Origin of the sequence: Thermogemmatispora onikobensis (assembly GCF_001748285.1) — a bacterium.
Lineage (GTDB): Bacteria > Chloroflexota > Ktedonobacteria > Ktedonobacterales > Ktedonobacteraceae > Thermogemmatispora > Thermogemmatispora onikobensis.
This window is the reverse complement of the sequence record NZ_BDGT01000029.1, coordinates 50,708-65,312: the sequence shown is the minus strand read 5'-3', so window position 1 is coordinate 65,312 and position 14,605 is coordinate 50,708. Positions and strand designations below refer to the sequence as shown.

At 63.9% G+C, this 14,605-nt stretch carries 9 protein-coding genes; all 9 read right to left on the bottom strand.

Annotated features, from left to right (window positions below):
* Nucleotides 1–53 precede the first annotated feature (53 nt).
* The 9 genes from BGC09_RS13645 to BGC09_RS13605 all read right to left on the bottom strand — a co-directional run bounded on the left by BGC09_RS13645 (nt 54) and on the right by BGC09_RS13605 (nt 14,407).
* Nucleotides 54–3,095 carry a DUF1156 domain-containing protein gene (locus BGC09_RS13645; protein ID WP_069804545.1) on the bottom strand — a complete coding sequence of 1,014 codons (3,042 nt, stop codon included), beginning with the start codon at nt 3,093–3,095 and terminating at the stop codon, nt 54–56.
* The gene (locus tag BGC09_RS13640; RefSeq protein ID WP_069804544.1) at nt 3,092–6,631 is read right to left on the bottom strand and encodes a helicase-related protein; all 3,540 of its coding nucleotides are present in this window, start codon (nt 6,629–6,631) and stop codon (nt 3,092–3,094) included. The genes BGC09_RS13645 and BGC09_RS13640 overlap by 4 nt, the downstream gene beginning before the upstream one ends.
* A gap of 573 nt (nt 6,632–7,204) precedes the next feature.
* Complete coding sequence (gene ureG / locus BGC09_RS13635; RefSeq protein WP_069804543.1) at nt 7,205–7,870, bottom strand: urease accessory protein UreG; 666 nt, start codon at nt 7,868–7,870, stop codon at nt 7,205–7,207.
* A gap of 101 nt (nt 7,871–7,971) precedes the next feature.
* Nucleotides 7,972–9,705, bottom strand: coding sequence for an urease subunit alpha (ureC, locus tag BGC09_RS13630; RefSeq protein WP_069804542.1), 1,734 nt, complete (start codon nt 9,703–9,705; stop codon nt 7,972–7,974).
* The gene (locus BGC09_RS23615; RefSeq protein WP_245688590.1) at nt 9,702–10,127 is read right to left on the bottom strand and encodes an urease subunit beta; all 426 of its coding nucleotides are present in this window, start codon (nt 10,125–10,127) and stop codon (nt 9,702–9,704) included. The genes ureC and BGC09_RS23615 overlap by 4 nt, the downstream gene beginning before the upstream one ends.
* A gap of 35 nt (nt 10,128–10,162) precedes the next feature.
* Entirely contained in the window at nt 10,163–10,465 is a 303-nt protein-coding gene (locus BGC09_RS13620; RefSeq protein ID WP_069804541.1) for an urease subunit gamma, read from the bottom strand.
* 89 nt (nt 10,466–10,554) lie between these two features.
* On the bottom strand, nt 10,555–11,514 hold the full coding sequence (locus BGC09_RS13615) for an urease accessory protein UreD (protein WP_069804540.1): 960 nt from the start codon (nt 11,512–11,514) through the stop codon (nt 10,555–10,557).
* A gap of 122 nt (nt 11,515–11,636) precedes the next feature.
* Entirely contained in the window at nt 11,637–12,401 is a 765-nt protein-coding gene (locus BGC09_RS13610; protein ID WP_069804539.1) for an urease accessory protein UreF, read from the bottom strand.
* A 341-nt stretch (nt 12,402–12,742) separates the two neighbouring features.
* Nucleotides 12,743–14,407, bottom strand: a complete 1,665-nt coding sequence (locus tag BGC09_RS13605) for a hypothetical protein (RefSeq protein ID WP_069804538.1) — start codon at nt 14,405–14,407, stop codon at nt 12,743–12,745.
* Nucleotides 14,408–14,605 lie beyond the last annotated feature (198 nt).

Sequence of the window (14,605 nt, the reverse complement as noted above, 5' to 3'; positions counted from 1 at the left end):
AGCCAGGCACACTTTTGGCGCCCGGTTTTGCGCATTCTCCCCCTTCTCTGTGATTATTCTGGCAGCAGGCTCCCCTGTTCGGCAAGCTCGCCTTTGCTGTAGCGAAGGGCTTTCTGGTTGATGTCTGGCCAGGCAATGGCCAGGCTGTTGTAGGGCAGGGCCTCCTGGGCCCAGCCGCGGCGCTCGCAGATGCTGTAGAGGCGGTAGGCCAGTTCAAGGGCTGACGCGGCCAGGTCCTGTCTCTGGCTGAGGAGCCTGGCCGCGTGCTCTTCGCCGCCGCCTTTGAGGAGGGCGTGGGCCAGGCGCAGGGTGAATTCCCAGGTGGTGAGTGGCTGGCCGTCGTTGAGGCGCTCGCGCTGGGGCAGGTCTTCGCCGCGCAGCAGGCGCACTTTGCCGCCGTGGGAGTGCACGATGCCGCTCTCGCTCAGGAGCTGGATGGAGATGTTTTTGGCTTTGGAGAGGGTTTCGGCGCTGCCGAAGTCGCCGCTGACGAAGCCGAACTGTTCGAACCAGGCGACGGCCCAGCGGGTTTCGCTGTCAAAGTCGCCTTCCTGGGCGGTCAGGATTTCGTCCAGGACGCGGTTGATGAGCTGGAGGGCGGCACGCACGCTGACGGGGCTGCCGTCGACGTCTTCGACGCGGCGGTAGCGGGAGTAGATGGCCATGCCGGGGCCGATGCTGGCCTGGGCCAGGTCGACGGGGGCGATGCCGCCTTGCTGCAGGTGGTGAATGGCCTGGGGCAGCTCCTGGCGCAGCTCGCGCAAGAATTGCTGGCGCGAGGCAATGGGGGCCTTCTCGGGGCGCGGGCGGCAGACGAGCACGATCGAGGAGGCCAGGGCGTTGGTGCCCATTGCGACGCTGCGATTGGCCATCTCCGTGCGGATGGGCCAGGTGCCGGTGATGGTGAAGCCGGCACTGATCAGGCCCTCGAGCATGGTCTCCCAGCCGGTGGAGGCCACCAGGGCCGTGCCGTTCTGGCCGTTGGCGGCTTGTTTGCCGTTGCGGCGCCGGGCCGCGCTCTGAGGAGCCTGGCCCTCCTCGGCGGCCTCTGCCTCGTCGTCTGCCAGCGGCTCGGCTGCCTCCTCCAGCTCCTCATCAGGCGCCTCGTCCCCGGCCTGCTCGACCTCGGCCTGCTTGAAGGCGTAGTAGAGGGTCAGGGGATAATCGGGATGCTGGGCGGCGCGCAGATTGGCGAAGACGCGGCGCAGGCCCTCCTCGAAGAAGCGGCGGGCCTGGTCTTTGTCGCCTCCGTGGCGGTAGGGCGAGGCGATCAGCTCGCCGCCCTTGGGGGTGAGCAGGGTGGCGAAGAGGTCGGGATAGATGGGGGCCAGGCTGCGCCGCAGCCAGACGTAGAAGAAGTCTGAGAGGTCGGCGTAGCCGACGTTGTCGTAGTAGGGCGGGTCGGTGGAAATAAGGGGCCGGGCGACGCCATTGACCGCCGCGCTGGCCTCGCACTGCCTGGCCGCACCACTGGCGCTGCAGGGAACGGCCTCGATGACAGCGGCCACCCAGTCGATGGCGCCCATGAAATTGCCGCTGCTCGTGCTGAAGGGGTTGGCCTCAGCGAAGTCCCAGATCATGGGCAGCGCCTGGCGGGCGAAGGTGTTCCGAATTATATCACGCCCAGTATGCCACGAGCAGAGGGCAGACCAGTAATCGGCACAGCGATCCACGGCCAGCGCCAGGTAGGTGGCCAGGGCGTCGGCATAGGCGACGGGGCCGCTGCCGCCCTCGCGCAGGGGGCGCTCATCGCCGGCGCTGGCGGGGTCCAGCTCGCCCCAGGCGGCGCGTGCCACGGCCAGCACCCGTTCGCGCGCCTCGGCGATCAGGTCGCTGAAGGTGGTCAGGGCCGCAAGCTGGCGCGGGGTGAAGAGGTCGCCGAAGGTGGTTAAACCGTAGCCCTGGCACCAGAGATTGCGCATATCATTAGCCAAAGGCTGGTTGGGAAGCCACTCAGGATGAGCAAGCGCTGCAATCTCCTCATGGTGAGGTTCAGGAGAGAGGTAAATGCGTCCACGTGGCCCTTCTGCTACGATGGCGATTAAACAAGCGCCCATGCGACCAGCTTGGCCTTCGGCTTTGATGTATTCCTCGGTCGCGGCATTATTGCAGCACAAGCAGCTGAAATGGGCTCCCCGGGAATGTTTTGAAGATGCCGGCGGCTCACCCTGGCCTGTGCGTCCTGTGTGCACCACAAAGCGCACCCGCGGCGGCCTGCTCTCGCGCTCCACCAGTGGCTCCACCCAGGCCTCATGCCCCCGCTTCTTCGAGAGCCACCATTTGCTCACGAGCGGCATCTGAGCCCCGCAGGCCGGATTTGGACAGGTCACCGTGCGCGCCCACAGCCAGGCGATGACCGTCGCCTCGCCGTTGCTGTGGCTGGCCCCATTGGCCTGACTGGGCTTTCGCTTCCTGTCGGTGGCGGGCCGCTCTTCCAGCGCTGGCGTCGGCAGAGGCACGCGCGGATAGAGGTGGCCGATGCGCCGCTCGGCCTCATCGCGCAGCCAACGCCCATAGGCGCGAATATCGGCGGCCAGCCCGCGCGCCCCCTCCCACTGACCCGCGAGCAGGGCCTGACGCGCCTGCGGATGAACCGGCGGGCGCCCGGCGAAGCGCGGCGGGATCTCGATCAGCGCCTTATTGATGAGCACAGCCACCGGATTGAGATCGCCGGCCTGAGCCTCCAGCCCCAGGCGCAGCGCCTCCAGCGGAATCGAGCCGCCACCGGCAAAAGGATCGAGCACGGGAGGAGGCGCCCCGTTCGTCGCGCGGCGGATCTCCTCGCGGGCCTGCGCCAGCACCTGCTCATTGGTTGTATTCTCCCAGATGACCAACTGGCGGATCAGTTCGAGAAGCCGCTCGCGCTCCTGCTCCTGGCTGGCCTCATTGGGAAAACGCTCCGGGTGGGCCGACGGATCGTCCACCAGCGAGGCAAACAGCACGGCGCGCGCCGTCGCCAACGGCTTACGCGACCACCACAGATGCAGCGTCGAAGGATGACCATGACGCAGCGACTTCTCCTTAGAGGAAGCCTCATTAATAGCCTTCAGCGGCAGCGCCACCTCAATCAACTTCTTCTTCAGCGAATCACTCATCGCAGACGCTCTCCTTTTGCCAAAAGATCAGCGATCTTATAAAAAACCCCGCAGGCCAGCCGATCAGGAGGCTGCTCAAAAGGCTGGCGCACATACCAGACCGCGCACTGCGAGCCCTCCACCAGCACCAGCGCCAACACAAAGCGCTCCGGCTGATTCAGCGCCGTCAGAATCTCATTGCGCGTCACAAACACCGTCGCCGCCCCTTGCGTCCGACCCTTCACCTCAAGAAAGCGCAGCGCCCCCGTCTCCGGCACACGCGACTCAATATCATAGCCCCGATTCTCGCGACTCACATCGCGCGGCTCATAGCCCAGCGCCCGCTCCACCTCCATCACCGCCGCCATCGCCAGCCGCTCCACCTCGGGATTGCGCTCCAGCCCAACCTCATCCTCCGCATCCGCGACCGCCCGCTCGGAGCCAGCCGCCGTCTCTTCCACCAGCGCCCGCCGACGCTCCGCCAGCAGACCCGCCGGCACCACCAGCGCCGCCCCCAGCACCCGCGGCGGCAGCGGCGTCAGCGTCCGCTCCCGCTCCAACTCCTCCATACGCGAATTCAGGCGCCCCTCAAGCTCCCGACAGCGCTGACGAGCCTGTTCCGCATTCAAGCGCGCATTCACCTTCCCCTGCCGCTCCGCCTCCGCCAGCTCAGCCGCCCGCTTATCCCAATAAATGATCTCCTGCATCAAGCGCTCGTGCACCGCCTGCCGCACCCGCTCCACCTGCTCCAGCCGTTGGCGGCGCACCTCCTCCAGATAGCGCGGCACCAGCTCGCGGATCGCATACGAGCGCGCCCGCTCCTCCAGATCCTCCTGCAGCCAGCGAGCCGCCAGCACATCGGCCAGCACCCCTTGCTCATCTTCTTTCAGCGCGCGGTAATCCAGGAAAGGCGCATAGCCTGCCGGCTGCATCTCCCCCCGGGCAGTGCACTCCACAAACAGCAACTGACGCGCCGCCACATGGCGCGTGCCCGAGGCATCGACGTGGCCATCCTGAATCGTCATCTCCAGATAAAAGAGCACCCGCGGCTCCCGGTCCCCATCCTGCTCATCCAGCAAGATCGCCCCCTGCTGCAACAGCTCCCGATCCTCCTCCAGCACCAGATTCAGCACCGCCTCCAACAACGGATGGCCCGGACACAGCAACTCCGCCGGCGGCTTCCCCGGCAGCGTCATCAGCTCCTTCTCAAACGTCACCCGCTCATAGCGCGGCAACAGCGCCCGTCGCAGACCCATCGGCGAGCGCTCACGGATACGCTGCGGCACATGCGTCAGCTCATAGCGGCCCGGCTCACGGCGATAAAAGCGGCCCCCGAAGCGCTGAAAGGCCGTCAAGAAAAAGGAGGCCACAAAATGCGGCTGCAAGCGCCGCGCCTGGGCCCGCTCCATCTCCTCGCGCACCTGACGCACCCGCACCACATCCCAGACCTCATGCGTCAGCGCCCGCTCCTCAAGCAAGCGCTGCAAATGAGAACGATCCAGGGCCGTCTCCACCGTCTGCTCCAGGCGGACCCGCACCTCGGGGCGATCCCCATAGCGGATGGCCTCCACAATCAAATCGCGCAGCGAGCGCTCACCAAACTGCAAGCGACCCAGCACATCGAACACCTGCCCACCCAGCGCCTTCCGCTCCTTATCCAGCTTTTCCAGCAAATGATAGTATACCTCGCCCTCGCGCGTATTCAGGGCCACCAGATTCCACAAATGGCAGGGATACGTCTGCCCGATACGATGGATGCGTCCAAAGCGCTGCTCCAGGCGATTAGGATTCCACGGCAGATCGTAGTTCACCATCAAATGGGCCCGCTGCAAATTGATGCCCTCGCCCGCCGCATCCGTCGCCACCAGAATCAACACCTCTGGGTCCTGCGTAAAAGCCTCCTGGACCTGCCGACGCTCCGCCCGATCCATCCCGCCGTGGATCACCACCACCGCCTCAGCGCGGCCCAGCAGACCCGTAATACGCCGCTGCAAATAAAGCAACGTATCGCGATGCTCCGTAAAAATCACCAGCTTACAGCGCCGGCCCTCAGCATCAAACATCGCCTGCTCATGCTGAAGCAAATCCGACAACTGCTCCCACTTACGATCACGGCCACTGCGACGCACCTCCTCAGCCAGTTGCTCCAACTCCCGCAAGCGCTGAATCTCCTGCTCCAACTCGGCCATTGTCCGCGCCGCCGTCGCCAGATCCACCACCCTCTCCTCCACCTGCTCGCGCTCAGCATCTGGAGCATCCTCCTCCAACTCCGCCAGCTCCTCCTCATCCAACAGCGGCACCTCCTCGGGCAGCTCCACCGAAGCCATGACCCGCTGCTGGTGCAGCTCCGCAAGGCGCCTCTCCAGACGCGAGCGACGCCGATGCAACGACTGATAAATGGCCTCCGGCGACGAAGCCAGCCGGCGCTGCAGAATCGTCAGCGCAAAGCCCACCGTTCCCTTGCGGCCCCCCTGCAAAGCATCGGCGCGATTAAACTCCAGACGCACATACTCCGTCACCTCCCGATAGAGCCGCTGCTCCAGAGGCGAGAGCTTGTACGCCAGCGTCGACGCATAGCGCTCCGGAAAAAGCGGCTTCCCCTCGAAGGTATAGAGCTGCTCCTTTAACAAATGACGCATCAAATCGCCAACCGCCGCCGGCTTCACCCCAAAACGGATACGACCCGCGAAACGATCGGGATCGAGCAAGCGCAGAAAGAGCTGAAAATCCTCATCCTTGCCATTATGCGGAGTAGCCGTCAACAGCAACAAATGCGACGTGCGCGTCCCCAGCAACTCACCCAAGTGATAGCGTTTCGTATACTTCACCTCATCGCCCACGAACGTCGCCGACAGCTTATGCGCCTCATCGAAGACCACCAGATCCCAGGACGTCTCTTCCAGCCAGGCCCGCAAAGCCTCATTGCGCGCCAGCGCATCCAGGCGCGCAATCAACAGCGGCATCTCAAGAAAGGGATTAGCCGCTAAAGAGGCCGCTGCCCGCTCCTTCGTCCAAATCTCAAACGGCAACTGAAACTTACTCTTCAGCTCATCCTGCCACTGCTCCACCAGATTGCCCGGCGCCACAATCAAGCAGCGCTGCAGGGCGCCACGTAGCTGCAGCTCCTTAATCAGCAGGCCCGTCATAATCGTCTTCCCAGCGCCGGGATCATCCGCCAGCACATAGCGCAGCGGCTGGCGCGTCAGCAGCGTCTCATAGACCGCCGTAATCTGGTGCGGCAGCGGCTCAATCAGCGACGTATGGACCGCCAGCAACGGATCGAAGAGGTAGGCCAACCGAATGCGAAAGGCCTCCGAAACCAGGCGGAAGCGCTCCCCATCGGCCTTGAACGACCAGCGCTCCTCAGCGGGCACCACCGTCAACTGAGCCAGCCGATCGGCGTAGAGCAGCTCGGAACCAAGCTGGCCGTTAGCATCGCGATAAACCACCTCAACCTCATCCGGGCCATGCGGCTGAACCGCAAGCAGGGTCACCACCTCATGGGGACGCAGCCCCCGCACGCGCACATTGGGATAAAGCTCATTCACGGCAGCCATCGGAGACACACCTCTCTCCAACCTGACAGCGAACAAGAGGAGCGAAAATCATAGGCCATCACCCATGCCTGCCTTTCCTCTCCTCCCCTGTCGACCGAGCACTCGAGCGCCCCTTGTCTCACAAGCGAGCCTGAAGCCACCGGGGGCCAGGCAGCACAGACGGCACCAGCCAGCCGACCCAGGCCCCAAGCCGGGCCAGCCCAAAACCCACAGACTGACAACCAGCCAGAGACCGAAACACCGCTTCCTGGGAAAGCAAGCTGCACCTGGGGGAGAGCCTCCATCACATCAACACGCGATCCTATCTAGCGATTGGATGGCCATTGCATACAAAAGAACGAAGCCAGGTGTGCAAAAATGCGGGCGAATTTGCTCACCATCGAGCACTCCAGATGATACGGCATAGAGCGCACGACGGCAAGGAGGAAATTCGGCAATAGAGAGGAGAGCTTTCTCAACCCCAGCCACCAAACCCAGAGGAGGGCCAGAACAGGAACGCCGTGGCACCGGCGGCGGCCCCATTCTGGCCCCAATTCCAGCAGACCAACCGAGCTGACAGAAGAAAGGCTACGGTTACGAAGGAAGATGAATCTGCGACCCGCGCGCCCGCGCCAGCTGCTCCTCCAGCCAGCCCACCACCACCTCCAACCCCTCGCCACTGCGCAAATTAGTAAAGACAAAAGGACGCTCCCCACGCTGGCGGCGCGTATCCCGCTCCATCACCTCCAGCGACGCCCCCACATACGGCGCCAGATCAATCTTATTAATCAAGAGCAAATCCGAACGCAGAATCCCCGGTCCCCCCTTGCGCGGCATCTTCTCCCCCTCCGCCACATCAATCACATAAATCCAGACATCCACCAGATCCGGGCTGAACGACGCCGCCAGATTATCCCCACCACTCTCAATCAGCACCAGCTCCAACCCCGGCAGACTCGCCTCCAGATCGGCGATCGCCTCCTCGTTCATCGAGACATCATCACGGATCGCCGTATGCGGACAACACCCCGTCTCCACCCCCCGCACCCGCTCCGCCGGCAGCGTCCCCTGCCGCAGCAAAAACTCCGCATCCTCGCGCGTATAAATATCGTTCGTCACCACCGCCAGATTATAGCGATCGCGTAGACGCCGACTCAGACAATCCACCAGCGCCGTCTTGCCACTGCCCACCGGCCCCGCAATGCCCACCCGAAAAGCTCGCCGCTCCTGCTGCTGTTGCTGCTGATACACCTCAGACATAGCCTCGCCCTCCTTCAGGCAGGAGAGCCATCCTGAACTCTCCCGCACTTGTAATGGAGTAGAGATACAAAAAGTAACACATAGCACAATAATCGATACAATCAGAACAAAAAGTAACGCTGGGCCAGGGGCAACACCCGCGCCGGCTCGCAGGTCAACAGCACCCCATCGGCACGCACCTCATAGGTCTCAGGATCGACCTCGATCAGCGGCGTCGCCGTATTATGCACCAGATCCCGCTTGCCAATCGTGCGGCAGTTCTCGACGGCCACCGCCCGCTTGCGCAGGCCCAGGCGCTGCGGCACCTCGGCCTCCAGCGCCGCCCGCGACACAAAGGTCAGACTGGTCTCCGCCACCGCCGCCCCGAACGAACCGAACATCGGGCGATAGAGCGCCGGCTGCGGCGTCGGAATCGAAGCGTTGGGATCGCCCATCACACTCCAGGCGATGAAGCCCCCCTTGATGACCATCTCGGGCCGCACCCCGAAGAAGGCCGGCTTCCACAGCACCAGATCGGCCAGCTTCCCCGGCTCGATCGACCCGATCTCATGCGCCACCCCGTGCGTAATCGCCGGATTGATCGTATACTTGGCCAGATAACGCTTGACCCGAACATTATCGTTGCGCCCCGAATCCTCGGGCAGCGGGCCGCGCTGCACCTTCATCTTATGGGCCGTCTGCCAGGTGCGCAGAACCACCTCACCGATGCGCCCCATCGCCTGCGAATCGCTCGACATCATACTGATCACGCCCAGATCGTGCAGAATATCCTCCGCTGCAATCGTCTCCGGGCGGATGCGGCTCTCCGCAAAGGCCACATCCTCCGGCACCTGCGGATTGAGATGATGGCAGACCATCAACATATCCAGATGCTCAGCCAGCGTATTGACCGTATAGGGCCGCGTCGGGTTCGTTGACGAGGGCAGCACATTGGGCAGCCCGGCCACGCGAATAATATCGGGCGCATGGCCGCCGCCAGCCCCTTCCGTATGGTAGGTATGGATGGTCCGCCCGGCGATGGCCGCGATCGTCTCTTCTACAAAGCCGCTCTCATTCATCGTATCCGTATGGATCGCCACCTGCACATCGCAGATCTCAGCCACCCGCAGACAAGCATCGATGGCCGCCGGCGTACTGCCCCAATCCTCATGCAGCTTCATCCCGCAGGCTCCGGCCTGAATCTGCTCCAGCAGCGGCTCCTCCGCGGCGGCGTTCCCCTTGCCCAGAAAACCAAAGTTCAGCGGCCAATGCTCCGCCGCCTGCAGCATGCGCGCCAGATACCAGGCCCCGGGCGTACAGGTCGTCGCATTCGTCCCCGTCGCCGGTCCCGTTCCGCCGCCGATCATCGTCGTAATCCCATTGGCCAGCGCCTCATAGACCTGCTGCGGCGAAATGAAATGAATATGGCTATCGATGCCGCCCGGCGTCACAATCAAATGCTCGCCGGCGATCACCTCGGTACTGGCCCCGATCACCAGCTCGGGATCGACCCCCTCCATCGTATCGGGATTGCCCGCCTTCCCCACCTTCACAATGCGCCCATTTCTGATGCCAATATCGCCCTTGACGATCCCCCAATGGTCGAGCACAATGGCATTGGTGATCACCAGATCCAAAGCTCGCAGCTCGCCTGCCTTCCCCTCGCGCAGCGCCTGGCTGTTCTGCCCCATCCCATCGCGGATCACCTTCCCGCCGCCAAAGGTCACCTCATCGCCATAGACCGTGTAATCATGCTCGATCTCGATCAGCAGGGCCGTATCGGCCAGGCGTACGCGGTCGCCGACCGTCGGTCCATAGAGATCGGCATAGGTACGACGTGGCAACGAGAAGCTCATAGCTTGCCCTCCTCGCCAGACCGCTCGCTCTCAGCGTCGGCGGCCTCCCCCGCCGGCTCCGGCGGCCTCGCCTGCAGCGGCCCGTTGACCTGGCCGCGGTGGCCATAGATCGCCTGCCTGCCGCCGAAGGCCACCAGCGTCACCTCTTTCTCCTCGCCCGGCTCGAAGCGCACCGCCGTCCCCGCGGCGATGTTGAGGCGCATGCCATAGGCGGCGGCCCGCTCAAACTGCAACGCCGGATTAACCTCGAAAAAGTGATAGTGGCTGCCAACCTGCACCGGACGATCGCCCCGATTGCGCACCCGCAGGCGCGCCGTCCGTCGACCAGCGTTGAGCACGATCTCCCCCTCGGCCAACAGATAGGCCCCAGGAGGCAGCTCCTCCAGCCCTGACGAAACCTCGCCTTCCTCTGCAGCTCCCATGACAAGACCTCCTTTCTCCTGGCAGGCAGCGAACGCTAGCGAATCGGATCGTGGACGGTCACCAGCTTGGTGCCGTCGGGAAAAGTGGCCTCGATCTGCACCTCCTGGATCATCTCGGGCACGCCCTCCATCACATCCTCGCGCGTCAGCAGCGTCGTCCCCAGGGTCATAATCTCGGCCACGCTGCGCCCATCGCGCGCCGCCTCCATCATCTCGGCGGCCAACAGAGCCACCGCCTCGGGATAGTTGAGCTTCAGGCCCCGCGCCCGCCGCTTGCGCGCCAGCTCAGCCGCCACCACAATCAAGAGCTTCTCCTGTTCACGCAGCGTCAAATACATCGCCCGATAAACCTCCTTTCTTCCTCCTTGCTCAGCTCAGTCAGACAGCAGTGCATCGTTGCCTCAAAAAGCGCATCCAGCAAGATCGATCAATTGATCTTGCGCGGCAGCGGCAGCATCCGCCCATAGAGGCGCAGCCGCGCCCGGCGCCAGAACTCCGGCAAGCCAGCACTGAGCGGCAGCCCCTCCTGAGCCAGGCCGCGCACCACCAGCCCGTCCGCCGGCAAGCGGCCCACGCCCCAGACACAGCCGTCGGGCCGGCTCAGCTCCTGTGCCAGCCCCGCCAGCTCTGCTTCCAGGTCGGCCCAGCGCTGCCGTGGCAGGCCCGTGCGACAAACGTACAAGCTGGCGCAGTAGCGATATGGTCCCAGGCGTGCCAGCGAGAACGGAGACCGCCCATGCGGCTCCAGACGGAAACGCTCGATCGCCAGCGGACACCCGGCGCTCGTGATTGTCAGCAGCAGCTCAAGCCACTCATAAGCAAAGCACTCGCCGCGCGCCGCCCGACCCGGTGCCACGATCTCCCACCAGAACAGGCCGGCATCCTCCTCCAAAGAGATCAGCACCTCCTGGCGGTAGCGCGCCCCCGCAAAGGGGATCAACGTATCGGGCAGATGCTCCAATAAAGCCCCGGCGCCGACGTGCACCTGCCAGCGCTGCAGAGCCGGGCGATCCTCGGCGCGCGGACGATAGAGGCGCGTCGCTCCCGTCGAGGTGAGCATTGCCCGCGCCCCAGCCCCGACCTCGATCACCAGCTCGCAGCGATCGCCGCCCAACACACCGCCCGAAAGATTGTGCACATGTACCAGTGCCCCACCCTCGTCTGTCGAGAAAGCGCGCACCACCTGCAGCGGGGGCCGCTGCTCCTGAACAAGCAGCCGCGTCCGGCCCGTCGCCCTCTCATAGCCGAACCCCAGCCGCAGCCAGCCAGCCACCGTCGGGCGAGAGCCTGGCGCGTCAGGCTGCTCCTGGCGCTCTCGCTCATCAGATCCTGCTGCCGTCTCCTCCTCAGTCGTCTCCTCGCGCGGCTCACTTCCCAGCGCCTGCATCCAGATACTCGCTCCTTCCTGGCCTTGACCATTGCCGTGCCTGCCAACCTCTCCCTCCTCAACCCGCTGCATCGCTCAATGCCCGGTCCGGCTGCACGCGCCGGCCAGGCGGGATGACGCCCCTAGCTGATAAAGAGGCGCGTCTCCAAATACGGATGACGCAGACTACCCAGCTCCACCAGCGGAGTCCACTGCCACGGCTCCTCACCGCGCTCCAGGCAGTCCCGCGCCTGCTCTGTCACCGCGAGAAGGACCGGTTTCAACTGCCAGAGCAAGAGCATCGCCCGCCGCTGGCCCAGCGGTAACAGGCGCTGGCAGGCCGCCAGCACAGCCGCTAACTGCTGATGCAGAAAGGCCGCCAGCGCCGCGCGTTCCTCGATCCCCAGCAGGCCGCAGAGCAGGCCGGCGGCCAGTGCATAATGGCTGGCCCCGTCCTCGCGCAGGGCCACCTGCTGCACCGAGGTCAGACGCTCGTCGCTGAACCAGCCCTGCACCAAATGCAGCAGGCGGCGCCCCATCATGATGCTGGCCTGACGGCTCTCGCGAGCCAGCTTGAGCGCGCTCAGCTCCGCGTTCAGCGCCCGCCAGCGCAGCACTAGCTCCTCCGGAGAGGATAGCGCGGCCAGACGCCAGCCACGGCCAAAAAAGACCCCTTCCAGCAGGCCCGCCTCCGTCAAATAGGCACGCAAAAACTCCTCCAGCGTCTCCACCGTCAGCAGCTCCTCAGCCACCAGGGTCTCCAGACCAAACGAGTGCGCGCTGCCCCCCACAGGCAGCGCGCTATCGCACAGCTGCAGCAACTGCAAGACCTGCAACGGCTCCAGGTCCAGGCACAACCCATCGCGGGGCGGCCCCGCTAGCGGCGGCTCACCCAGCAAAGCGGCCATTGACACACCTCCTTTCGTTTCCTCATATCAGGACCACAACGCAGAGCGGGCTAACAAAAAGAGAGGCGGGATGCGGTCGGAGCATGCCATTGGGGAGGAGTGGGCAGGTCAGTTCAGCGCGGTTCACCACGCGGCCTCACAGCAAGCACATCCCACCTCTCTTCTATGCTACGCCAGTCCCCCAAAAACCGACCCACTGGCAGGCGGTCAGCCAGTCCAGTCGGCCTGGCAGTCCTGGCAGCCAACGCAACGACCGAAAGACCAACCAGATGACCGACTGACCGACCGACTGACTGACCGTCGTACCAGCCCTTTGCTTTCCCTCCCGCGGAATAGCGAAGCTAGGCCGTCGCCTTACACAGATCGTGACAATCCTTCTCCAAAGTGCAACACAGCGAACAGATCGTCCCCTCATGGAACGGACAGAACGTCGTATCGGGAGCCTCATAGGCATCGGCGCAGACCGAGCACTGCAGCAGCGGCAGCTCCCCTTGACCGCTCGTATGGGCCACGACATTCTCGCGCGCGATATAGTACTTCCCGCGCGTCAGCACCGCCAGCAGCGGCGAGAGCACGAAAGCGATCACCAGAGCCAGGAACGGCGAGAATGCCTGCGCCACCGGCCCGAACAGCCCGAAGAAGGCCAGCACCGACAGCACCGAAGCCACCAGCGTCGACCCGAAGCCCACCGGATTAATCGTATACAGGTGCGCGCGCTTAAACTCGATATAGGGAGGACTCAGCTTCAGCAGCGGCTTATTAATCACCAGGTCCGCCACCACGGCCCCGATCCAGGCGATGGCCACATTCGAATAGAAGCCCAGGATCGTATTCAAGAACGCGAACATATTCAGCTCCATCAGCAAGAGGGCGATGCCCACATTGAGAAAGAGCCAGACCACGCGCCCAGGATGGCGGTGCAGCATTCGCGAAAAGAAATTCGACCACGAGAGCGAGCCGGAATAAGCATTCGTCACGTTGATCTTCACCTGGGAGAGCAGCACGAAGAAGGTCGCCACCGTCAGCGCCAGCCACGGATTGGGGATCAGCACACTGAAGCCCTTCAGCAGCTGCTGAATCGGCTGATCGGCCAGTTGGGCCCCCACCTCGGCGAAGATATAGAAGGCCAGAAAGGCCCCGGCCAGCTGCTTCAACGCCCCCAGGATCACCCAGCCCGGGCCAGCGCTCAACACGGCCAGCCACCAACGACCACTATTCTCGCGCGTCTTGTCGGGCATAAAGCGCAGATAATCGGCCTGCTCCCCGATCTGGGCAATCAACGAGAGCGCCACGCCGGCGCCAGCTCCCACTTCCAGCGGCACCAGGCTCGCCCCCGTTGGGGAGAGTCCGCCGAAGTGCGTCCAGCTTGCAAAGGCGCCGGGGTCCTTCCATAGGATCGCCAGGAAGGGCAGCACATAGAGCACCAGCCACAGCGGCTGCGTCCAGGTCTGCAGCTTCGCCAGCAAAGTCATGCCGAAGACCACCAGCGGAATAATCAGCAGCGCGCACACCAGGTAGGCCCACGGCAGCGGCAGGCCCGTGTAGAGATGGAGGGCCTGGGCCATAATCGAGCCTTCCAGGGCGAAAAAGATAAAGGTAAAGCTCGCATAGATCAGCGACGTCAGGGTTGAGCCAAGATAGCCGAAACCGGCCCCGCGCGTCAGCAGATCCATATCGATGTTATAGCGAGCCGAATAATAAGCGATCGGGATGCCCGTCAAGAAAATCACCACAGCGGCCAGCAAGATAGCGGCCACCGCGTTACTGAAGCCGTGGGCGATAATAATGTCGGCCCCGATGGCAAAGTCGGCCAGGTAAGCGATCCCTCCCAGTGCAGCGCTCGCCACCGCCAGCGTTCCCCACTTACGGAAGGAGCGTGGTGCATAGCGCAGCGAATAGTCCTCCAGGACTGGATTGTTCACTAACAAATTGAAGCGACGCTTCGGTTGATCAGTGGTGGAGAGAGCGGTAGCGGCGACTGGTGTTGCTTCCGTTTCTTCAAGCATGCGCAGAAGCCTCCTCATCTGCTGGCAGCTGACATAACGGGTCGACAGCGGGCGCGCGATCAACAAGCCAGAGCGATGGCTGGGTAATCTGACCAATCGACCAACTGGCTAACGACCTGGGCGCCCGGAGAGCGCTGCGCGCGCGGTGCAGCGCACGGCCCGCAGCCTCGCAGGTGCCGCGCCGTCAGAGCGGCAGCG